A 21,798-nucleotide genomic window follows, 5' to 3' on the forward strand; every position below is an offset into this window, starting at 1 on the left:
GCTCCCCACGCATCGCGCCCGTCTGGAAGAGCCACGGAGGTGGCGCCGGGCAGACGATGTGGAAGGGAACGGGTGAAAGCCATGGATGCGGCACCGCTGTCCATGTCCGAAGTCCTCCGCGTGGCGAGCGTCGCCTCGCCGTGGTGCGTCTCCGTCTACAGCGACGACGACACGTGGCTCCGCGGGAACCACCGCAACGAGGCCGCGCAGGTGCAGATCCGGCTTGCTGCTCATGCGATGAACCGCGCGGGAGCACCCGCACACGTCGTCGCCGCGGTGCGCGCCCAGATGGAGCAGGCAGCGTCGCCCTCCCGCCCGGAGGCGGTCTCGTTCGACCATCGGATCCGTTCGGTCGGCATCTTCGCGACCCCGGAGTCGTGCGACGTGTTCGCCCTCGCCACCCTGCCCGCCCCGCGCGTGCACGTGTCGAATCGGTTCGTGATCGGCCCCCTGCTGGATGCCGCCCTGGCGCTCGGCCCGCGGATCTGCGTGCTCGCCGCGTCGGAGAACGCGGCGCGCCTGGTCGATGTCACGTCGTACCCCGCGCGGCTCATTGAGGTGCCCGACCTTCCTCAGGACCTGGCCAGCACCGTGAACCTCGACCTCACCCACGACCGGCAGACTCTGGCGCACCGGCGGATATCGGAGGAGCCGAAAGAGCGGCTTCGCGTCTACGCGAAAGCCCTCCTGCGCGCGGTGCATGAGCCCGTCAGACACGCCAAAGCGATGCTCGCCATCGTGGCCGCGGAGCCTCTCGCGAGCCTTCTGCACGCCGAAGCCGACCCGCAGTTCGCGGCGCTGGCGCCCGTGCCGGGCAACCCGGACCGGCTCAGCCTCGAAGACCTCGCCAACCTCGTCACGCCGCGCGCCGATGCACACCGAGAGCGTGCGCGCCGGCTGCAGATCTCGCGCCTCGAGAGCACCGATCCCGGCCTCGTCCTGGCGGACGTCGCCCAGATCCACGCGGCTCTGCGAAACGGCGCGGTGGACACGCTCTTCGTCGACCCGGATCCGCAGCGGGCCGTCGACGACGACCGACCGGAGAGTGCCGACCGCGCGGACGAGCTCATCCGCGAGGCCCTGGCCACCGATGCGACGATCGTGCCCTTGCGAGCCGGCGACCCGCGCAGCAGCCGGCGGGTCGCCGCGATCCTCCGCTACCGCGTCGCGGAGTGAACCGACTCGGCCGACGCGTTCCGCCTCCCACCCGGCCTCCCGCCGACTGCGTCTCGTCGGGGCGTCCGATCGTCCATCCGCCGCCCGCACGAGCGCGGGGAGCCGTGTCGGTGCACGGCTCCCCGCGTCTACTCGCCGGGCTGGCTCGTCGTGCTGATGGCGATCTGCCGTGGCGCGCTGGCGCCGTTGAGCGGGACGGTCACCTTCAGGATGCCGCCGCTGAAGGTGGCGGTGATGTGCTCGTCGTCGGCGCCGTCGGGAAGCGGGACGCTGCGGTAGAAGCTGCTGCTGCTCTCGCGGAGCATGTACGTCTTCTGCTTGTCCTCTTCCTTCTCGTGGTGCTCCGCATGGATGACGAGGGCGCCCTGGTCGACGTTCACCGTGATGTCCTTCTCCTCGAAGTTGGGGAGCTGGGCCTCGACGATCACCGTCTTCTCGTCCTCGGTGTACACATCCGTCGTCGGCATCGCGAATCCGCGCAGCGCGCGGAAGAACCGGTTGTCGAACAGCTCCCGGCTGAGGGAGTCGAGCTCGGCCAACGGGTCGAAACGGACGATGGTTCCTGCCATGATTCCTGCCCCTTTCAGAAGGCCTTGATGATGAGATGGTTGAGCACCTCGGTGACGTGGGGAGACGCCCAGGCGGCATCTGCAGCCTGCGCCGACTCCGCCCACGAATGCACGATGCCGGTGAGCGTGACTCTGCTGCCCTCCACGGCCACGTGGATGCTCTCGGCATCCAGCTGGGCGTGACGGGTCAGCGCGTCGGCGATGCGCTGCTGCGTGTCCGGCGCGGAGGGACGCTGCGTCAGCCTGATCATGTTGCTGATCGTGTAGACCCCGGGCAGATACTGCACCGCGTGCTGTGCGGCGTGCCGCTGGTACTCCCAGGCCGCCTCCCCGATGAGCAGCACGTGGTGGTCGGTGACCTCCGCCTGCACGCTCCGCGGCACGTTGACGGCGGTCTTGAGCGCATGATCGACCTCTCGCACGATGTCGATCTCACTCGGAGGAGTCCCCTTCGACCGCACGATGAGGTCGTCGGCGACCGTACGGACCCCGCGCACCCGCAACGCCGCGCTCTTGGCGGCGAGCTTCTCCGCATACGAGTCGACCTCGCCGGACAGGGTGACCGCGCCCTCCTCGACACTGACGCCGATGCCCGCGGAATCGACATCCGGCACCCACTCCAGTTCGTCACGGACCATGTCCTGGACGTCCAGGTCGCTCAGCGTCGCCTTGGTCATCTGTTCCCCCTTCCTCCCGTGCACCTCGTGCACACCCCCAGACTCGCCCGCAGCCGGCTCGGACGCAGAGACTAAAGTCCCGTGCCCCGGGCACCTCTTGCGCCGTGTAGCCGGGGCCGCGGGACCTTGGTCCCGGAGCGCACCGGACACGCGCCTCATCCTGGAAGGGAGGAGCTCCCCCCGGTTCGAGGTCGATCCGCGCGAATTCGGGAATCGCCGGAATCCCTCCCGGGGGCCGAATGCGAGGGGGCGTCGCTGGCGCGGACGCCCCCTCGTGCTCCACGGCGGATGAGCTTGTAGACGGCATCCACCACCGCCACGGCCGGGATGGCGGCTGCGGCGAGCAGCCATCCGGCCGGTGTCGGCCACGAGCCGCCGAGGACGGACGCCACCGCCGGGATGCCGAGGAGCGCGATCAGGAGTGCCACCTGGGCCCCCACGGCATACAGCACCAGCCGATTGGTCCGCAGGTCCAGGCGCCAGACGGGCCGCACGCTGCTCCGGCACGCGAACGCGTTGGCCGCCTGGCCGAGTACGATCGCCGCGAAAGCGGCCCCGGATGCGGTGCTCAGCAGCGCAGCCGACACGGAGGCGCCCCAGTGCCAGCCGCCGGCGAGAAGGATCACGAGGAACGCCGACATCGCCACGACGGCCTCCGTCATGCCGAGCACCACGAATGCGCGCACGATGAGTCCGCCGTCGACGATGGACCGCCGGCGGCGACCCTGCATCACGTCGTCGCGCGGCGGCTCGGCCCCGAGCGCCAGGGCGGGGAGCATGTCGCTTCCGATGTCGAGGGCGATCACCTGGAGCACCCCGATGGCGAGCGGAACCAGACCGCCCGTCAATGCCCAGACCACGAACGGCGCGAGTTCGGCCACATTGTCGGTGAGGTGGTACGTCAGGAACCTGCGCACGTTCTTGAAGGTCGCACGACCGAGCTCGACCGCGATCACGATGGTGGCGAAATGGTCGTCGAGCAGGACCAGATCGGCAGCCTCGCGCGCCACATCGCTGCCGCTCGCGCCCATCGCGACTCCCACGTCGGCCTCGCGCAGCGCCGGTGCGTCGTTCACCCCGTCGCCTGTCATGGCGACCACATGCCCGTGGCCGCGCAGCGCCCGCGCGATCCGCAGCTTGTCGGAGGGGGTCGCCCTCGCCACCACCACGCCGTCGTCGTGGTCGAGCGCGTCGGCGAGCTCGGCATCCGTCACCGGCAGGCTCGGTCCGTCCAGGACGACGCCGTGCGGACCGAGAAGTCCCACCTCGCGTGCGATCGCGGCACCGGTCCTGGGGTGGTCGCCCGTGATCATGGCGATGCGGATGCCGGCCGACCGACAGCGGTCGAGGGCCTCCGTCACGCCCTCCCGCGGCGGGTCCTCGAGGGCGAGCACCCCGACGAGATCGAGGTCGTGCTCCATCTCTACAGAGGCCTCGCCGGCCCAGTCCCTGCTCGCAACCGCGAGCACGCGCCGCCCGAGCCCGGTGAGCTCGTGCACCGCACGGGTCATCTCCTCGGGAACGCTCCGGCAGCGGGCGAACACCGCCTCGGTGCCGCCGAGGACGGAGACCCGGCCGGCGTCGAGCGACGAGCTGAGCATGCGATCCGCGGAGTAGGGGATCCGCCGGCCGTCCGGCTCGACGTCGAGCCCGACGCGCAGGGCGAGGCAGTGGAACGCCGCCTCCATGGGATCGCCGGATGCGTTCCACCCGGCCGCTCCCTCTTCGACGCGGCCGGTGACGCAGCGCAACGCCGTGCGGGCGACCGCCGGCACACGTGCGACCGCCGCATCCGATCCCTCGATCCGGCCCGTGGGGGCATAGCCGTCGCCGTGCACATGGACGAGGCCCGCGGGGGTCACCACCTCGACGACGTTCATCCGATTCTGCGTCAGCGTGCCGGTCTTGTCGGTGCAGATGAAGGTGGTCGCACCGAGCGTCTCGACGGCATCCAGTCGCCGCACGAGCGCACGACGCTCCGCCATCGTCTCGGCGCCGCGGGCGAGCGAGAGCGTGACGGTGGGGAGCAGGCCCTCCGGGATCAGCGCCACCGCCACGCCGATGGCGAAGATGAATGCGCCCGTGAGCGTCAGGCCCAGCAGCAGAGAGGCCGCGCCGAGACCGACCCCGACGATCGCGGCGATGACCGCCACGATCCGGACGACGCGCTTGAGCTCCACCGTCAGCGGGCTCGGCGGCCGCTTCGCGGAGACCGCGAGTCGTTCGATCTCGGCGAGCGCGGTGCCCGCACCCGTGGCCGCCACCACCGCGCGTCCCTCGCCCTGGACGACGAAGGTGCCGCTGCGCAGGCGGTCGCCCGCGCTGTGTGCAACCGCGACGCTCTCCCCTGTCACGAGCGACTCGTCCAGCTCGAGCCCGACCGCGTCCAGGACGTCGAGATCGGCGCCCACCCTGTCTCCGGCGGCCACCATGAGCAGGTCTCCCGGGACGAGCTCGGCAACCGGGATCGTCACCGTCACCCCGTCGCGGACGACCCGGGCAGCCGCGGGCAGCAGCTCTCGCAGACGCTGGACCGAGCGATCGGCTCGGTACTCCTGCCAAAAGGCGAACATCGCGTTCAGGAGCACGATCGCGACGATCGCGACGGCGAGCACCGGTGTCCCGGCGAGCAGCGCCAGGCCGGCAGCCACCCACAGCAGCACAGCGAGAAGATGCGTGAGCTCGGCGAGCAGCATCCGCCAGGGCGGCTCCCGCTTCGCCGTCTCGACGGTGTTCGGTCCGACCTCGGCCAGTCGGGCCGCCGCCTCCGCGGTCGTGAGCCCACCGACCGCGGCCGTCATCAGGTGACCGGCCAGTGGATGAGCGTTCGCCAGTGCGACGGATCGGGCTCGACGCGAGGGTCGCTCAGATAGCTCTCCCACATCGCGCCACCCGGAACCAGGCTGTGCGCCTCGATGAAGTCCTCGATGTCGTCATACGAGTCCGACATCGTCTCGTACGGCCCGATGTGGGTGGCTTCGACGGCGCGACCGCCGGGAAGGATGCCGGGTGCGACCTCGCCCGAGGCCGCGATCACCCGATCGACCGGGAAGCCGGCCTCGACATCGACGACGTCGGTCGGCATGCCGTAGTACTTGGCGAACGGGGGGCCGACGGGATGCGCACCCTGCGCGGAGACAGCCCGCATCGTGGCCGAGAAGGCCGTGGAGAAGAAGTCGCGCAAGTCGTCCATCGGCACGGTCCGGCGGACACCCGCCGTGTGCACCTCCTCGACCTGCTCGGTGATGTGGATGTCGTTCGCCATGGTCCTGCTTCCTTTCGCTTGCCGCAGCACACACCTTGCGCTACGCCGTCCGAGCCCCGTAGGCCGTTGGTCCCGCGGGGATGCGCGTCGACCGGCGCATCCCGCCCGCGAAGGGACCAAAGACCCGGGCGGCTCCGGTTCGCCGCCATAGCGTCTGGGCATGAAGGTGACGACGCCCGCGCCCACGCGATGGCCCGTGATCACGAAGGATCCGGCGCATCTCGCGGTCATCCCCAATCTCGTCGACTACGACCGCACGTATGCGACGTTCCGGTGGGCGGACGAGCAGCGGACGCTCGCCGGACTCGCCGACGGTCGCGTCAACATCGCCCATGAGGCCGTCGACCGGCACGCCCGCGGCGATCGCGCCGGCCGCGATGCCCTGCGGTTCGTGCGTGCGGACGGGAGCGTGCGCGCCGTGAGCTTCGCGCAGCTCGCCGACGAGACGGACCGGTTCGCGAGCGTCCTGCGCCGGCTGGGGGTCCAACGCGGTGAACGCGTGTTCTCGCTGCTCGGGCGTGCGCCGGCCCTGTACACGACCGCTTTGGGGACATTGAAGCACGGAGCGGTCTTCTGCCCGCTGTTCTCGGCATTCGGCCCCGAGCCCGTGTGTCAGCGGCTCGAGCTCGGCAGCGGGTCGGTGCTGGTCACGACCCGGTCGCTCTACCTGAAACGAGTCGCCGACGAGCGCGGACGGCTGCACGCGCTGCGCCACGTGCTGCTCGTCGACGCGGACGGCGCTCCGGAACCCGACACCCTCGACTTCGCCGCCCTCATCGCCGAGGCGCCGCCCTACGGCCGGATCGCGGCGATGGATGCCGAGGACATGGCCCTGCTGCACTTCACGAGCGGCACGACCGGTCGCCCGAAGGGCGCGGTCCACGTGCATGGGGCCGTGACCGCGCACTCCGCCACGGGCCGCTACGCCCTCGACCTCCACCCGGACGACATCTACTGGTGCACCGCCGACCCGGGCTGGGTCACCGGAACCTCCTACGGCATCATCGCGCCTCTCGTCCACGGCGTCACGACCGTCGTCGACGAGGAGGAGATGGAACCGGAACGCTGGTACGGGATCCTCGCCGAGCAGCACGTCACGGTGTGGTACACGGCGCCCACCGCGCTCCGCATGCTCATGAAGGCGGGCGCCGATCGTGCGCGGGAGCACGATCTGTCCTCGCTGCGGTTCGTCGCGAGCGTGGGAGAGCCGCTCAATCCCGAGGTCGTCGTCTGGGGACTCGAGGCGTTCGGCCTCCCCGTCCACGACAACTGGTGGCAGACCGAGACCGGCGGAATCATGATCTCCAACTACGCGGCGATGGACATCCGGCCGGGCTCGATGGGCCGGCCGCTGCCCGGCATCCAGGCCGCCATCGTCGCGCGCGACCAGACCGGGTCGCCCGTGGTCCGCGGAGGCGCCGCCGAACTCGTCACGGATCCCGACGTGGTCGGCGAGCTGGCACTCGAACCGGGATGGCCCTCCATGTTCCGCGGATATCTCGACGAGGACGAGCGGTACCGGCGCTGCTTCGTCGGCGGGTGGTACCTCACGGGCGACCTCGCGAGGCGGGACGCGGACGGCTGGTACTGGTTCGTGGGCCGCGGCGACGACGTCATCAAGTCCGCGGGGCATCTCATCGGCCCGTTCGAGGTGGAGAGCTGCCTGCTGGAGCACGAGGCGGTCGCGGAGGCGGGCGTGATCGGGGTGCCGGACGATGTCGCCGGCGAGGTCGTGAAGGCGTTCATCGAACTCAAGCCCGGGTACGAGGCGTCGGATGCGCTGCAGCGAGAGCTCATCGGCTTCGCGCGCAAACGGCTCGGCACGGCCGTCGCGCCCCGGCGGCTCGAGTTCGTCGCGGCACTGCCCAAGACCCGGAGCGGGAAGATCCTGCGGCGCCTGCTGAAGGCGCGCGAGCTCGGGCTGCCCGAAGGCGACACGTCGACATTGGAGGCAGGGCGATGACCGGTGAAGTGATCGCCGAGCGCATCTCCGGCGACCCGGCGCAGGCCCGGCACCTGCTGAAGCAGATGCTGCGCGTGCGACGCTTCGAAGAGGCGTGCGTCGAGCTCTACAGCGCGACGAAGATCCGCGGATTCCTGCACGTGTACATCGGCGAAGAGGCCGTCGCGGCCGGCGTGATGTCGGCGATCGGACCGGAGGACGCGGTCGTCGCGACGTACCGTGAGCACGGTCACGCGCTGCTGCGCGGTGTGCCCGCGAACACGATCATGGCCGAGATGTGCGGGCGTGCCGAGGGATGCTGCCGCGGACGCGGCGGCTCCATGCATCTGTTCGACGCGTCCACCCGGTTCTACGGCGGCAACGCCATCGTCGCGGGCGGACTTCCCCTCGCGGTCGGCCTGGCACTGGCCGACCGGATGTCGCATCGCGATCGCGTGACGGTGTGCTTCTTCGGGGAGGGCGCCGTGGCCGAGGGCGAGTTCCACGAGAGCATGAATCTGGCCGCGCTCTGGAACCTGCCCGTGCTGTTCTGCTGTGAGAACAATCTCTACGCGATGGGAACGGCACTGGATCGATCCGAGTCCCAGACCGACCTCGCACTCAAGGCCGCCGGCTACGAGGTCGCCGCCTGGTCGGTGGACGGCATGGACGCGCTTGCCACCCAGGACGCGGCGCGGCGCGCCGTCGACGCCATCCGTGCCGGAGGCGGGCCGCACTTCCTCGAGATGCGCACCTACCGGTTCCGAGCGCATTCGATGTTCGATCCCGAGCTGTACCGCGACAAGGCTGAGGTTCAGCGCTGGATGGAACGCGATCCCCTCACGCAGCTGCGCGACGCGCTGACGTCGGCGGACGCCCTGAGCCCCGAGGCGTGGTCGGCCCTCGAGCAGGAGGTCGACGCGGAGATCCGCGCCGCCGTCGCGTTCGCCGACGCCGGCACGCTCGAACCGGTCGAGGAGCTCACGCGCTTCGTATACAGCGAACGGACGGCATCGTGAAGACCACCTATCGAGAGGCCATGCGCGCCGCCATGCGGGAGGCCATGCAGCGGGATGACCGTGTGTTCCTCATGGGAGAGGACGTGGGCCGCTACGGCGGCGGGTTCGCGGTGAGCCTCGGCCTGCTCGAGGAGTTCGGTCCTGCCCGCATCCGCGACACACCCCTGTCGGAGGCGGGCTTCGTCGGCGCAGGGATCGGCGCCGCGCTCGGCGGCATGCGGCCCATCGTCGAGATCATGACCGTCAACTTCAGCCTGCTCGCCCTCGACCAGATCGTGAACAACGCCGCGACGCTCCTGCACATGTCGGGAGGCCAGTTCAACGTGCCCCTCGTCATCCGCATGACGACGGGCGGCGGACGACAGCTCGCCGCGCAGCACTCGCACAGCCTCGAGGGCTGGCTCGCGCACATCCCCGGCCTCCGCATCCTCGCACCGGCCACTCTCGAGGATGCGCGCGGCATGCTGTGGACCGCGCTCGAGGATCCCGACCCGGTCCTGATCTTCGAGCACGGATCGCTCTACAACGTCGGCGGCGAACTCCCCGACGACGCGGGTGCGGTGGACATCGATCGCGCGGCGATCCGCCGAGCGGGCGGCGACGTCTCGATCATCACGTACGGCGGAACGCTGCCGACGACGCTCGAGGCGGCCGCCTCCCTCGCTGAGGACGGCATCGATGCCGAGGTGATCGATCTCCGGTCGCTGCGCCCGCTCGACGACGCGACGATCCTCGCGAGCGTCGCGAAGACGCATCGCGCCGTGATCGTCGACGAGGGCTGGCGAAGCGGGAGCATCTCCGCCGAGATCAGCGCCCGCATCGGCGAAGCGGCCTTCTACGAGCTCGACGCGCCCGTGACCCGGGTCTGCAGCGCCGAGGTCCCCGTCCCCTATGCACGCCACCTCGAACTGGCGACTCTCCCGTCGGCGGCGCGCGTCGCCGCCGCCGCGCACGAGACGGTCGGGGCTCATGGGTGAGTTCCGCATGCCCTCGCTCGGGGCGGACATGGAAAGCGGCAAGGTCGTCGAATGGCTGGTCGCACCCGGCGACTACGTCCACCGCGGCGACCTCATCGCGGAGGTCGACACCGAGAAGACGGTGATGGAGATCGAGTCGTTCGAGGAGGGCGTCGTCACCGAGTTCCTCGTCGACCTCGGCCAGTCGGTGCCCGTGGGAACCCCCATCGCCCGCATCACCGGGACACCGGCCGACGGTGCGCACGTCGGCGCCCCTGTCGCGTCGGGGACGACCACGCCGAGTGCTCCGTCGCCGATGGCGACGACCCTCGCCGAGCCTCCCGAGGCGGAGGAACCGGCACCGGCGGTGACGCCGCCCGTCCGACGTCTGGCCCACGTGCTCGGCGTGGATCTCACGCGGCTCCAGGGCACCGGGAAGCATGGCGCCATCACCCGGTCGGATGTGGAGACCGCCGCGGGCCACGGCATCCCGCCCGCCGCATCCGCGCCCCTCGCTCCGTCGCCCGCGCCGGCAGGGGTTCGCCTGCGCTCCTCTCCTCGCGCGCGCCGGCTCGCCGCCGAGCGGGGCATCGACCTCGCCGAGGTCCGCGGCAGCGGACCCGACGGCGCCGTGCTCGCCGAGGACATCGCCCGCGCGGGCAGCCGCGAGACGCCTCCGCCGACGGCTGAGTCCTCCCCCGCCCCCGCCGCACCCGAGGCTCGTGCCCCTGCGGAGAGCACCACCGACCGCGTCGCGAAGATGCATCGGGCCGTGGGAACGCTGATGGCGCGATCGAAGAGAGAGATCCCTCACTACTACCTGAGCACGACCATCGACCTCACCGCGGCGGTCGACTGGATGCAGCGCACCAACGCCGGCCGGCCCATCGCGCAGAGGCTCGTCCCGGCCGCACTGCTCCTGTCCGCGTGCGCGCGGGCGGCGAAGGAGGTCCCCGACGTGAACGGGTTCTTCCTCGACGGGGCGTTCCAGCCGAGCACCGCCGTCCATCTCGGCGTCGCCGTGGCGCTGCGCGGCGGCGGTCTCATCGCGCCGGCCATCCACGATGCGGACACCCTGTCGGTCGACGAGGTCATGGGCCGACTGCGCGACCTGGTCGCGCGGGCCCGCGCCGGACGCCTCCAGCGCGCGGAGATGGCCGATCCGACGATCACGGTGACCAACCTCGGCGATCTCGGAGTCGAGTCGATCTTCGGCGTCATCTATCCGCCGCAGGTCGCGCTCGTCGGCTTCGGCCGCGTCGTCGAGCGGCCGGTCGCCCGCGACGGCCTGATCGGCGTGCGACCGACCGTCATCGCTACTCTGTCCGCAGATCATCGTGCGAGCGACGGCCTGGTGGGCGGCCGCCTCCTCGCACGGATCGACGAACTGCTGCAGAAACCGGAGGAGCTGTGAACGAACAGGATGCACGCGCGGCCGTCCTGGCCGCGATCACCGACGTCGCACCGGACATCGACGTGGACGGGTTGGACGAATCCGCCCGACTCCGCCAGGATCTCGAACTCGACTCGCTCGATTTCCTCGGAATCCTCGAGCGTCTCGCCGCATCGACCGGGGTGACCACGCCGGAGGAGGACTACGGGGCGCTGACCACCGTGCAGGCCCTCACCGGCTACATCGCCTCGCGCGCCTGACGGCGGGGCGGACCGCACATGCCCTACTGGCTCGCCGTCGGTCTGTTCGGGGTGGGATTCGCCGTGCTCGCGGCCTGGGCGGCACGCCGCCTCCTCGACCGATCGGTGGGATGGATGCGCTCCGTCGTGACCGCTTTCATCGTCTTCATCGTCGCGCTGCCCCTCACCACGTGGTCGCTGGACGCCGCGGGGGTCGTCCGCGGTGGTCAGGTCGTCGCCGAGCTCCCCATCGCCGTGTCGTTCTTCGTGGTGACGCTCGGGTGGCTGTTCGCCGGGGTGGTGGTGTGCATCGTGACCCTCGAGTTCGCCTGGCCCTCCCACGGGCTGCGCAATCCGATCGCATCCGTCCGGGAGGCGTTCCGCCGCCGCGACCGCGCGAAGAGGTACACGCAGATCCTGTCGATCGCCTCGCGACACGGGGTCGCGCTGTTCGGCGCGCCGCGCACGGCGCCCCGCGACCTTCCCACCGCGCTCGTGGACGCGATGAACGAGGCCGGCGTGACGTTCGTCAAGCTCGGTCAGGTGCTCTCGGCCAGGGACGATCTGCTTCCGCGCGAGTTCGTGGACGCCTTCGCGACTCTGCAGATGGAGTCGACGCCGATCTCCTGGGCGGACGCGGAGGCGGCGATCCGTGCCGAGCTGCGCCGGCCGCTCGACGAGGTCTTCGCCCGGATCGATCCGGAGCCCCTCGCCGCGGCATCGGTCGCGCAGGTGCATGCCGCGCAACTGCGGGACGGGAACGAGGTGATCGTCAAGATCCAGCGACCCCTCGCACGCCGGCAGGTGACGACCGATCTCGACATCCTGCGTCGCCTCGCCGCTGACCTCGAGCGCCGCACGGACTGGGCGAAGGAGTATGGTGCTGCGGCGCTGGTCGAGGAGTTCGCGAGAGGGCTGTATGACGAACTCGATTACCGGATCGAGATCGACAACGCCGAGATGCTCCGCGTCGCGACCGCCCAGTCGCCGTCACGGCTGCGCATCCCCATGAGCTACGCACAATTGTCCACCGAGCGCATGCTCGTGCAGGAGCGCGTGCGAGGGACCCCGCTGACGCACGTGTCCTCGGTCGAGCTGCCCGCGCAGGAGGCATCCGCGATCGCCGATGAGATCGCGTCGGCTGTCTTCGACCAGGTCCTGCTGCGCGGTGTGTTCCATGCCGACCTCCATGCGGGCAACCTCATCCTCGGCGCGCGGCGCGGCGAGGGAGAGCCCCGAGATGTCACCCTCATCGACTTCGGCTCGGTGGGAATCATCGAGAAGAGCCTCCGGCGCCTCCTCGTCCCGCTCCTCATCGCCATCGCGAACGAGGACGACACCGTGGCGACGGACCTCGTGCTGCTGATCTGCGGCTACGGCGACTCGCTGCGCAAGCCCGCCCTGCAGCGCGACATCGGTGTCGTCATCACCCGCGTGCGCAACAGCCCGACGCACGACGACATCTTCCGTCTGCTGCTCGATGCTCTGCGCCGGCACCGCCTCGCCATCCCCCCGTCCCTGCTGCTGGTGCTGCGCACGTTGAGCTCGCTGGAAGGCACGCTGCGGCTGATCCAGCCGGACTACGACCTGACCCGGCGGGGGCTCGAGCTCGCCCCCACCGCCGCCGTGCAGCAGCTCTCGATCCGGGATGCGATCCTCAGCGCTCAGTCGCGAGGGGCCGTTCTGATGGAGGGCGCTCGGCGACTCAGCCGACGGATCGAGAGCGTGTCACGCGCCCTCGACGAGGGTACGTTCTCGCTGCGGATGCGGGTCTTCGAGACCGGTGCGGAGCGCTCATGGGTCGACGCGCTGATGTCGCGCATGACGATCACGGTCATCGGCGTCACCCTCGTGATCGCCGGTGTCCTGCTCGCCGTCAGCAGCACCGGCCCGATGCTGACGACGGACGTGCGCGCCTTCGGGTTCCTCGGCAGCGTGCTCGCCCTCGGCGGCCTGCTCCTGCTGCTGCGCAGCCTCGGTCGCTCGTTCCGCGGCCGCTGATCGGCTCCGCGTGGGCAGCGCCGTGCGGTCCGGGGTCAGGGGAGGCGGCCCCCAGCGCACGCCTCCCCTTTGCTGCCGCAACCTCGGCTCCGATTGATGCAGCCCATCAATTCCTGCCGTCTTCGCCGGTCGCCGCGGGAGCTACCCGTGCGACACAGGTTAGAGCCCGGACGGATGGCACGGTCGGGACCAAAGTCCCGCAGGGCCGCCACACTCCCGCGCCGGGGAGCTGTCGAGGCGCGAGTGCTTTCCGGCGAACGTGCCAGGCGGGCCGCCCACCACTTTCTCCATCCGTCGGACCCATGCGGGTAGGATGTGGCCCGGACATGGTGAGGCTGGGGTCATGGAACATGAATCTCTGCGGTTCCCCGATGTTCCGCGCGCAGAGCTCGAGAGCACGATCAACGACCTGATCTCACAGGCGCAGCGTGTCCTCACGGCGCAAGGGCGTCTTCGTGCCCTGCTGCAGGCCTACCGCGCGGTGATCGAGGAGCTCGATCTCGATCGCGTGCTGTCGCGCATCGTCGAGGCCGGCGCCACCCTCGTCGGCGCGGGTTACGCCGCCCTGGGCGTCATCGACAGCCGAGGCCAGCTGGAGCGCTTCATCCATGTCGGAATCCCGCCGGAGCAGGTCGATCTGATCGGCCACCTCCCCCAGGGCCGGGGACTGCTGGGCGCCGTCATCGACGCGGGTGCGACCATCCGCTTGGAGCGTCTCGGCGACGACCCGCGGTCGGTCGGGTTCCCCGAGCACCATCCGCCGATGGACGGGTTCCTCGGCGTCCCGGTGCGAGTGCGTGACCAGATCTTCGGGAATCTCTACCTCACCGAACCTCAGGCGGGCGCGTTCACGGAGGAGGACCAGGAGCTCATCGAGTCGCTGGCGGTCGCCGCTGGGATCGCCATCGAGAACGCCAGGCTGTACGACGAGGCTCGCCGCCAGGAGCGGCTGAGCACGGCCCTGTCGGAGGTGCGGGCAGCGCTCCTCTCTCCCGACACCGTGGACGTCTTCGGCGTCGTGGCCGAACGCGTCGCATCCGTCGTCCCGGTCGAGCTGGTCATGATCGTGGTGCCGATGGACTCCGACCATGAGATGCGCGTGGATGCCGCGCGCGGGCCGGATGCCGAACGCCTCGCCCGCATCGTGCTTCCGGCCGACTCGACGCCGGGTCGCGCGATGAGTTCGGGCGGTCTCATCACCGACGAGGCCTGGGCGATCCCGGATCGCGGCATCGAGCTCGGTCCCACGGCCGCCGTGCCCTTGATGACGGCCGGGCGGCCCATCGGCGCCCTGTGCGTCTCGCGGAGCCCGGGTGGCGGTGCGTTCACGCATCCCGAGCTGTCGGCGATCTCGGAATTCGCCGCGCAGGCCGGCATCGCCGTCACCCTGGCGTGGGCACGCCAGGACCGCGAGCGCCTCGAAGTCGTCGAGGAGCGCAGCCGCATCGCCCGCGACCTCCACGACCACGTCATCCAGAGGCTGTTCGCGACCGGGCTGGGCCTGCAGGCGCTCGCCTCATCCGATCCGGCCCATGCCGTCGAGCTCGACGAGCGTGTCGGAGAGATCGATGCCGCCATCACCGACATCCGCACGGCCATCTTCGCGCTGCGGGGCAGGGGCACCGCGACCGTTCTGGCCCGGCACCGCCTCCTCGATGTCGTCAGTGAGCTCGCCCCGGCGCTGATCTCCACCCCCCGCATCACCTTCACCGGCCCGGTCGATCTGATCCTCCGAGAGTCGCTCGCCGACGACGTGGTCGCCGTCGTGCGCGAGTCCCTCGCCAACGTCGCTCGCCACGCGAACGCCGAGACCTCGGAGGTGATCGTCCTCGTCACCGACTCCGAGGTCGCGGTGAGCATCGAGGACGACGGAGACGGCGTGGATCCCGATGCCATTGGAAAGGGCGGCACCGGCAACCTCGCCCAGCGGGCCGCGGGCCGCGGCGGCACTTACACACTGGAGCGCCGCGCCGTGCGGGGAACCCGCGCGCAGTGGAGAGTACCGATCCCGGGGTGACCGCGGGGCGCCGCATCCGGGGTGACCAAAGTCCCCCGCCGCGACGACGCGGTCGACGATCATGGCGGAATGTCCGCGACTCTCACGTTCCTCGGCGCCACCGACACCGTCACCGGCTCGCGCTACCTGATCGAGGCCGACGGTACGCGGCTGCTCGTCGACTGCGGTCTCTTCCAGGGCTACAAGCTGCTCCGCGAGCGCAACCGGCGGCCGTTTCCCGTCGAACCGGCGAGCATCGACGCCGTCGTGGTCACGCACGCGCATCTCGACCACACGGGCTACCTCCCGGCCCTGGTCCGAGACGGCTTCCGCGGCCGCATCCACAGTACGCACGGCACAGCGGAGCTGAGCACCCTGGTGCTGCCCGACGCGGGCCGGCTGCAGGAGGAGGAGGCGTCGCACCACCGGCGGCACGGCACATCCCGGCACGATGCGCCCCAGCCGCTCTACACCGAGGAGGACGCGCACCTCGCGCTCGAGCACTTCGCACCGCACCCGTTCGACGAGGACGTCTCGATCGGCGGGATCCGCGTGCGCTTCGTGCCGGCGGGCCATATCCTCGGGGCGGCCCAGCTGCAGATCACCGCGGATGCGCGGCGCGTGCACTTCACGGGAGACCTCGGTCGCGTGGACGATCCGCTGATGCGTCCGCCGCGGCCCCTGGAGACGACGGATGTGCTCGTCTCGGAGTCCACGTACGGCGACCGCCGTCATCCCGGGGAGGACCCCACGGCGGCGCTGGGACGGATCGTCCGTGACGTCACCGGACGCGGCGGCGTCGTCATCCTGCCCGCGTTCGCCATCGGCCGCGCGGAGACGCTCCTGCTGCACCTCAGCCGGCTGGGCGAATCGGGCGCCATCCCCGAGGTCCCGATCTTCCTCAACAGCCCGATGGCCGTCGACGGCAGCGAGATCTACGCGCGTCATCCGGAGGAGCACCGCCTCCCGCCCGACCAGTTCCGCGCGATGTACCGGCTCGCGACTCTCGTGCGCACGGTCGATGAATCCAAGCTGCTGAACCTTCGCGGCGGCCCCGCCGTCATCATCTCGGCGAGCGGGATGCTCGAGGGCGGTCGCGTGCTCCACCACATCGCCGCGTACGGCTCGGACCCCGCGAACGCCATCGTGCTGACCGGCTTCCAGGCGGGCGGCACGCGCGGCCGCGCTCTGGAGCAGGGCGAGCGTACGCTGCGCATCTACGGGCGCGACGTCCCGATCAGAGCCCAGGTCCACGTGCTCGAGATGCTCTCGGCGCATGCGGACGCCGGGCAGATCGTCGACTGGATGCGCACGGCTCCCCAGCCGCCGCACGCGGTCTACCTCACCCACGGCGAGCCACCGGCATCCGACGCGCTCCGCATCCGCATCCGCCGCGAGCTCGGCTGGACCGCGCGCGTGCCCGAGCTGGCTCAGACCGTCGACCTCTCAGCGAGCCTGTGAGGGCGCGGAACGCTCCGTGAACCGCGCGGCGCGGCGCAGCACCCTCGTCGTGAGGCCGCGGCGTCGCACCGTCGGCACCGGAGCGCTGAGCTTCCTGAAGTACCAGACCTTCGCCGTCTCCACCAGCACGAGGTAGCCGAGGATCATGGCCACGAGCGCCAGAAAGAACGGGGCGGGCAGCGGCGAGAACCCGAGCAGCGCGCTCAACGGCGAATACGGCAGCAGCGCGCCGATGAGGACGACCCCGAGGACCGACACGGTCAGCGCGAGGGACGGGCGGCTGCGCAGGAACGGAACCCGTCGCGTGCGGACGGCGAACACGATCAGCGTCTGCGTCGCGATCGACTCGATGAACCATCCGGATCGGAATTCCGGGGGCGCGGCGTGGAAGACGGTCAGCATCATCCAGAACGTCGCGAAATCGAAGATCGACGAGATGGGTCCGAACAGGAGCATGAATCGCCGAATGGCGCCGATGTCCCAGTGCGAGGGTGCACGCAATTGCTCGGCATCCACCCGGTCGGTCGGAATGGCGAGCTGGCTGCTGTCGTAGAGCAGATTGTTGAGCAGGATCTGACCGGGGAGCATCGGCAGGAACGGCAGGATGACCGACGCGATCGAGGCGCTGAACATGTTGCCGAAGTTGCTCGAGGTGCCCATCATCACGTACTTGATGGTGTTCGCGAAGATGCGCCTCCCCTCGGTCACACCTGCGGCCAGCACGTCGAGATCCTTGTCCAGGAGCAGCACATCCGCCGCGTCTTTCGCGACGTCGACCGCGGAGTCCACCGAGATCCCGATGTCCGCCCGGTGCAGGGCGAGCGCATCGTTGACGCCGTCGCCGAGGAAGCCGACCGCCCGTCCTTTGTGGCGGAGCGCCCGGATGACGCGTGCCTTCTGCTCCGGCGAGACCCTCGCGAAGATCGTCGCGTCCACGGCCGCCGCGGTCAGTCGTCTATCGTCCAGCGCGTCGACCTGGTCGCCGGTGAGCGTGACCCCCTTCGGCATCCCCAACCGCTCCCAGACGTGCTCCGCGACCGCGGCGCTGTCGCCGGTGGCGATCTTCACCGCGACCCCGAGCTCCGACAAGCGACGCAGCGAGTCCGCGGCCCCGATCTTCACCGCATCCGTGAAGACGAGGAAGCCTCGCAGGAGGAGGTCGTGCTCCTCCCCGGCCTCGAGGCTCCGCACGTCGCCGACGGATCTCGTCGCCACCGCCACGACTCGGCATCCCTCCTCGTAGAGCTGCTCGAGGGCCGTCAGGGACGTAGCCGACACCGCCCCGCACAGGGGCAGGACCGACTCGGGCGCGCCCTTCACGACGAGAAGCCCACCGTCGTCCGCCGCGACGATCGCGCTCGACCTGCGACGCTCATGGTCGAAAGGCAGCACGTCGATCCGACGGAAGGCGAGGATCTCGTCGTCCGCGGCGCTTCGGACCTCCGCCAGCGCGGCATCCAGGGTGTTGAGCCCGACGACCGTGGCCGTTCCCGGATCGACATCGGACGCGAGGATGCCCAGGGCGAGCAGCCGCGATTCACCTGCACCCTCGACGGGGACGGCGCGCTCGAACTCGATGCGTCCCGTGGTGAGGGTGCCCGTCTTGTCGGTGACCAGCAGATCCAAGTCGCCGAGATCCTCGATGCACACCATGCGCTTCACGAGCACCCGGCGGCGTGCCATCGCCTTCGAGCCGGCGGCCAGGCTCGTGCTGACGACCGCCGGAAGCAGCTGCGGCGTGATCCCGACGGCGATCGCGAGGGAGAAGAGCAGCGATTCGATGATCGGTCTTCCCAGGAGCACGGCCGTGACGAAGATCCCGGTGGTCAGCACGAGCGCGACGATCAGCAGGAAGGAGGAGAACTGCCCGAGTCCTCGCTGGAACTCGGTCTGCGGTTCATGCGCGGACAGCCCGACGGCGATGCGCCCGAACTCCGTCTGCGACCCGGTCGCCACGACGACGCCCACCCCGCCCCCCGCGTGCACGACGGTCCCCATGAGCGCGCAGCCCGTGAGGTCTCCGACCCCGGTGCCCGGTGCGACGGCCGCTGTGGACTTCTCCACGGCGACGGACTCCCCCGTGAGGATGCCCTCATCGCATCTGAGGGCATCGCACGCCACGAGACGCAGGTCTGCCGGGACGACCGTTCCGACCGACAGGACCACCCGGTCGCCGGGGACGATCTCGGTCACATCGATGTTCCGCCGCGCGCCCTCGCGGATCACGACGCACATGTGGCGGAGTCGATCGTGCATCGCGTCGGCGGCCCGCTCGGCCCGGAACTCGTTCACGAACCCGAGCACCACGCTCACCACCAGGATGACGGCGATCACCGCGGCATCCGTGCTGTCGCCCACGAGAGCGGCGATCGTCGCGGTGGCGAACAGCAGCAGCAGGATCGGGCTGCGGAGCTGTCTGAGAAGCACATGCCAGGGCCGCGCGCGATGCATATGGATGACGTTCTCGCCATACCGCTCGAGCCGCTCGTGCGCTTCGGCCGTCGAGAGGCCCCCGCTGCCCGAGCCGAGCCCCGCATCCACGTCCGCCGCGACGACGGTCGCCGCCTGCCGAATCGGGCTGATCAGCGGAGCGTCGGCCCCTCTCGGTGGGCTCGCATCCACGATGCCGACGTCCACCCCGGGATCGGTCCTCACGCCGTACCCGACGTGGGCGCACCCGCGGTTCCGCTCCGGCTGTGCGGTGCGGGGCCGGCCAGCCGCGTCCACGTCGAGACCACGGCATCCGGGTTGAGCGACATCGATCGGATGCCGTGCTCCAGCAGCCACGCGGCGAAGTCGGCGTGGTCCGACGGTCCCTGCCCGCAGATTCCGACGTACTTCCCGCGCCGGTTGCAGGCGCTGATCGCGAGGTCGAGCAGCGCCAGCACCGCGGGGTCGCGCTCATCGAACGATCCGGCGACGAGCTCCGAGTCCCGATCGACGCCGAGAGTCAGTTGGGTGAGGTCGTTCGACCCGATCGAGAAGCCGTCGAACAGGTCGAGGAATGCGTCGGCCAGCAGGGCGTTGGAGGGGATCTCGCACATCATCATGACCTCGAGGCCGTTCTCTCCCCGTCGCAGGCCGTGGCTCGCCAGGGCGTCCAGCACCGCGGTGGCCTCGTGCGTCGTCCGAACGAACGGGACCATGATCCGGAGGTTCGTCAGGCCCATGTCGTCGCGCACGTGCTTGAGGGCCTCGCACTCCATGGCGAAGCACTCGGCGAAGCCCGCGGTGACGTACCGCGAAGCGCCGCGCCATCCGAGCATCGGGTTCTCCTCATGCGGCTCGTAGAGCTCGCCGCCCAGGAGGCCCGCGTACTCGTTGGTCTTGAAGTCGCTCAGACGCACGATCACCGGCTTCGGCGCGAACGCGGCCGCGATCGCCGACACCCCTTCGGCGACGCGCCGGACGAAGTAATCGCGCGGCGACGGGTAGGCGGCGGTGCGCGCCAGGACCTCGCTCCGCAGGGCGTCGGGCAGCCGATCGGCCTCGGCGAGCGCGCGGGGATGGATCCCGACCATCGAGCTGATGATGAACTCGAGGCGTGCGAGGCCCACGCCGGCGTTCGGAAGCCGGGCGAGCGAGAACGCCTGGTCCGGGATGGCCACGTTCATCATGATCTCGACCGGCAGCTCAGGAAGGTCGTCGACGACGGTCTCCTCGACCTCGAAGGCGAGCGCACCGCGGTAGACGCGTCCCTCATCGCCGCCGGCGCACGAGACCGTGACGCTGCCTTCGTCGTCGAGACGCGAGGTCGCGTCGGCGGTGCCGACGACCGCGGGGATGCCGAGCTCCCGGGCCACGATCGCCGCGTGGCAGGTCCGGCCGCCCTCGTCGGTGACGATCGCCGCGGCCCTGCGCATGATCGGCTCCCAGTCGGGGTCCGTGCGCTCGGCCACGAGCACCTCGCCGTCCGCGAACAGGTGCATGTCGGCGAGGCTGCGCATCACACGGGCCGGGCCCGCGCCGATCTTCGCGCCGACCGCGTGCCCGCTGACCAGCACCTCGCCCGGTTCGGTGAGCCGGTAGGTCTCGACCCGACTCGGATCCCGGAGGCCGACCGTCGTCACCGGCCGCGCCTGCACGATGTACAGCGTCCCGTCGACGCCGTCCTTGGCCCATTCGATGTCCATCGGGCGCCCGTAGTGCGCCTCGATGACGAGTCCCATCCGGGCGAGCTCCTCGGCCTCGTGGTCGTCGATGCTGAACCGCGCCCGCTCGGACGCGCCAACCGGGACGACCTCGGTGCTCGTCCCGGAGCGCGTCGTGGCGGTGAATCTCATCGCCACCGCCTTGGCGCCCACCTCGCGCTTGACGATCGCGGGTCGGCCGGCGCGCAGTGCCGGCTTGTAGATGCAGAACTCGTCGGGGTTGACGGCGCCCTGCACGACCATCTCCCCGAGTCCGTATGTGCTCGTGACGACCACGACGTCGTCGAAGCCGGACTCCGTGTCGACGGTGAACATCACGCCGGATGAGCCGATGTCGGACCGCACCATCCGCTCGACCCCCGCAGAGATGGCGACCGATTCCGCGCCGTACCCGTGCTGCGCCCGGTAGACGATGGCGCGATCGGTGTAGAGCGACGCGTACACCTTGCGCACGGCATCCAGGATGTTCTCGACGCCGGCGATGTGCAGGTAGGTCTCCTGCTGTCCGGCGAACGACGCATCCGGCAGGTCCTCCGCCGTCGCGGACGAGCGTACGGCCCAGGTCACCGACGCCGGGTCGTCCTCGGATGCGACGAGCTCCTGGTGCGCCGATCGGATGTCGCGCTCCAGCTCCTCGGGGAAGGGCTGGGATCGCACCCACTCGCGGATCGACGACGCGGTGGCGGCGAGAGCCGTCACATCCTCGACGTCCAGCGCGGCGATCGCATCCTCGATCCGCCGGTCGAAGTCGCCGTGCCGCAGGAATTCGCGGAAGGCGTCGGCGGTGGTCGCATACCCCTCGGGCACCCGCACGCCCGCCTGGGAGAGTGTGCCGATCATCTCGCCGAGCGACGCGTTCTTGCCGCCGACCACGGGAAGATCCGACATCGTGATGTCGCGGAACCAGAGAACGCGATCCGTCGCCTGGCGCACAGAGGTGGTGTTCATGCCTT

The 21,798-nt window shown here is 70.4% G+C and carries 15 protein-coding genes; 9 read left to right on the top strand and 6 right to left on the bottom strand.

What is annotated here, in order from left to right; translation table 11 throughout:
* Positions 1–81: 81 nt before the first annotated feature.
* The gene (locus tag SM116_RS10870; RefSeq protein WP_320941004.1) at positions 82–1,176 is read left to right on the top strand and encodes a baeRF11 domain-containing protein; all 1,095 of its coding nucleotides are present in this window, start codon (positions 82–84) and stop codon (positions 1,174–1,176) included.
* 128 nt (positions 1,177–1,304) lie between these two features.
* Here the strand turns inward: SM116_RS10870 and SM116_RS10875 are convergent, their stop codons facing one another.
* The 4 genes from SM116_RS10875 to SM116_RS10890 form a co-directional block, all read right to left on the bottom strand.
* Positions 1,305–1,745, bottom strand: coding sequence for an Hsp20/alpha crystallin family protein (locus tag SM116_RS10875; protein ID WP_320941005.1), 441 nt, complete (start codon positions 1,743–1,745; stop codon positions 1,305–1,307).
* A gap of 14 nt (positions 1,746–1,759) precedes the next feature.
* Positions 1,760–2,422: a BON domain-containing protein gene (locus SM116_RS10880; RefSeq protein WP_320941006.1), complete on the bottom strand. Its 663-nt coding sequence runs from the start codon at positions 2,420–2,422 to the stop codon at positions 1,760–1,762.
* A gap of 155 nt (positions 2,423–2,577) precedes the next feature.
* Positions 2,578–5,223 (bottom strand): cation-translocating P-type ATPase, encoded by a 2,646-nt coding sequence (locus tag SM116_RS10885; protein ID WP_320941007.1) that lies wholly within the window; start codon positions 5,221–5,223, stop codon positions 2,578–2,580.
* On the bottom strand, positions 5,223–5,687 hold the full coding sequence (locus SM116_RS10890; RefSeq protein WP_320941008.1) for a GyrI-like domain-containing protein: 465 nt from the start codon (positions 5,685–5,687) through the stop codon (positions 5,223–5,225). Before SM116_RS10890 ends, SM116_RS10885 begins: the two co-directional genes overlap by 1 nt.
* 160 nt (positions 5,688–5,847) lie before the next feature.
* On the opposite strand from SM116_RS10890, the gene acsA reads away from it, so the two are divergent.
* The 8 genes from acsA (at position 5,848) to SM116_RS10930 (ending at position 16,694) form a co-directional block, all read left to right on the top strand.
* Positions 5,848–7,650 carry an acetate--CoA ligase gene (acsA, locus tag SM116_RS10895; protein ID WP_320941009.1) on the top strand — a complete coding sequence of 601 codons (1,803 nt, stop codon included), beginning with the start codon at positions 5,848–5,850 and terminating at the stop codon, positions 7,648–7,650.
* On the top strand, positions 7,647–8,648 hold the full coding sequence (pdhA, locus tag SM116_RS10900; protein WP_320941010.1) for a pyruvate dehydrogenase (acetyl-transferring) E1 component subunit alpha: 1,002 nt from the start codon (positions 7,647–7,649) through the stop codon (positions 8,646–8,648). Before acsA ends, pdhA begins: the two co-directional genes overlap by 4 nt.
* Positions 8,645–9,625, top strand: a complete 981-nt coding sequence (locus tag SM116_RS10905; RefSeq protein WP_320941011.1) for an alpha-ketoacid dehydrogenase subunit beta — start codon at positions 8,645–8,647, stop codon at positions 9,623–9,625. Before pdhA ends, SM116_RS10905 begins: the two co-directional genes overlap by 4 nt.
* Positions 9,618–11,018, top strand: coding sequence for a dihydrolipoamide acetyltransferase family protein (locus SM116_RS10910; RefSeq protein WP_320941012.1), 1,401 nt, complete (start codon positions 9,618–9,620; stop codon positions 11,016–11,018). The genes SM116_RS10905 and SM116_RS10910 overlap by 8 nt, the downstream gene beginning before the upstream one ends.
* Positions 11,015–11,257, top strand: a complete 243-nt coding sequence (locus tag SM116_RS10915) for an acyl carrier protein (RefSeq protein ID WP_320941013.1) — start codon at positions 11,015–11,017, stop codon at positions 11,255–11,257. The genes SM116_RS10910 and SM116_RS10915 overlap by 4 nt, the downstream gene beginning before the upstream one ends.
* Positions 11,258–11,275: 18 nt before the next feature.
* Positions 11,276–13,237 carry an ABC1 kinase family protein gene (locus SM116_RS10920; protein WP_320941014.1) on the top strand — a complete coding sequence of 654 codons (1,962 nt, stop codon included), beginning with the start codon at positions 11,276–11,278 and terminating at the stop codon, positions 13,235–13,237.
* 343 nt (positions 13,238–13,580) lie between these two features.
* The gene (locus SM116_RS10925; RefSeq protein ID WP_320941015.1) at positions 13,581–15,254 is read left to right on the top strand and encodes a GAF domain-containing sensor histidine kinase; all 1,674 of its coding nucleotides are present in this window, start codon (positions 13,581–13,583) and stop codon (positions 15,252–15,254) included.
* 69 nt (positions 15,255–15,323) lie between these two features.
* Positions 15,324–16,694 carry an MBL fold metallo-hydrolase gene (locus SM116_RS10930; RefSeq protein WP_320941016.1) on the top strand — a complete coding sequence of 457 codons (1,371 nt, stop codon included), beginning with the start codon at positions 15,324–15,326 and terminating at the stop codon, positions 16,692–16,694.
* Here SM116_RS10930 and mgtA read toward each other — a convergent pair.
* Complete coding sequence (gene mgtA / locus SM116_RS10935) at positions 16,680–19,349, bottom strand: magnesium-translocating P-type ATPase (protein WP_320941017.1); 2,670 nt, start codon at positions 19,347–19,349, stop codon at positions 16,680–16,682. The genes SM116_RS10930 and mgtA overlap by 15 nt on opposite strands.
* Positions 19,346–21,793 carry a phosphoenolpyruvate synthase gene (ppsA, locus tag SM116_RS10940; protein ID WP_320941018.1) on the bottom strand — a complete coding sequence of 816 codons (2,448 nt, stop codon included), beginning with the start codon at positions 21,791–21,793 and terminating at the stop codon, positions 19,346–19,348. The genes mgtA and ppsA overlap by 4 nt, the downstream gene beginning before the upstream one ends.
* Between the last annotated feature and the right edge of the window lie 5 nt (positions 21,794–21,798).

The sequence above is a fragment of the Microbacterium rhizosphaerae genome (genome assembly GCF_034120055.1).
Taxonomy (GTDB): Bacteria; Actinomycetota; Actinomycetes; order Actinomycetales; family Microbacteriaceae; genus Microbacterium; species Microbacterium rhizosphaerae.

What these genes read in the sequence shown, in the direction of transcription:
- SM116_RS10870 (WP_320941004.1), top strand. Translation starts at nt 82, where the DNA reads ATGGATGCGGCACCGCTGTCCATGTCCGAAGTCCTCCGCGTGGCGAGC.
- SM116_RS10875 (WP_320941005.1), bottom strand. Translation starts at nt 1,745, where the DNA reads ATGGCAGGAACCATCGTCCGTTTCGACCCGTTGGCCGAGCTCGACTCC.
- SM116_RS10880 (WP_320941006.1), bottom strand. Translation starts at nt 2,422, where the DNA reads ATGACCAAGGCGACGCTGAGCGACCTGGACGTCCAGGACATGGTCCGT.
- SM116_RS10885 (WP_320941007.1), bottom strand. Translation starts at nt 5,223, where the DNA reads ATGACGGCCGCGGTCGGTGGGCTCACGACCGCGGAGGCGGCGGCCCGA.
- SM116_RS10890 (WP_320941008.1), bottom strand. Translation starts at nt 5,687, where the DNA reads ATGGCGAACGACATCCACATCACCGAGCAGGTCGAGGAGGTGCACACG.
- acsA (WP_320941009.1), top strand. Translation starts at nt 5,848, where the DNA reads ATGAAGGTGACGACGCCCGCGCCCACGCGATGGCCCGTGATCACGAAG.
- pdhA (WP_320941010.1), top strand. Translation starts at nt 7,647, where the DNA reads ATGACCGGTGAAGTGATCGCCGAGCGCATCTCCGGCGACCCGGCGCAG.
- SM116_RS10910 (WP_320941012.1), top strand. Translation starts at nt 9,618, where the DNA reads ATGGGTGAGTTCCGCATGCCCTCGCTCGGGGCGGACATGGAAAGCGGC.
- SM116_RS10920 (WP_320941014.1), top strand. Translation starts at nt 11,276, where the DNA reads ATGCCCTACTGGCTCGCCGTCGGTCTGTTCGGGGTGGGATTCGCCGTG.
- SM116_RS10925 (WP_320941015.1), top strand. Translation starts at nt 13,581, where the DNA reads ATGGAACATGAATCTCTGCGGTTCCCCGATGTTCCGCGCGCAGAGCTC.
- SM116_RS10930 (WP_320941016.1), top strand. Translation starts at nt 15,324, where the DNA reads ATGTCCGCGACTCTCACGTTCCTCGGCGCCACCGACACCGTCACCGGC.
- ppsA (WP_320941018.1), bottom strand. Translation starts at nt 21,793, where the DNA reads ATGAACACCACCTCTGTGCGCCAGGCGACGGATCGCGTTCTCTGGTTC.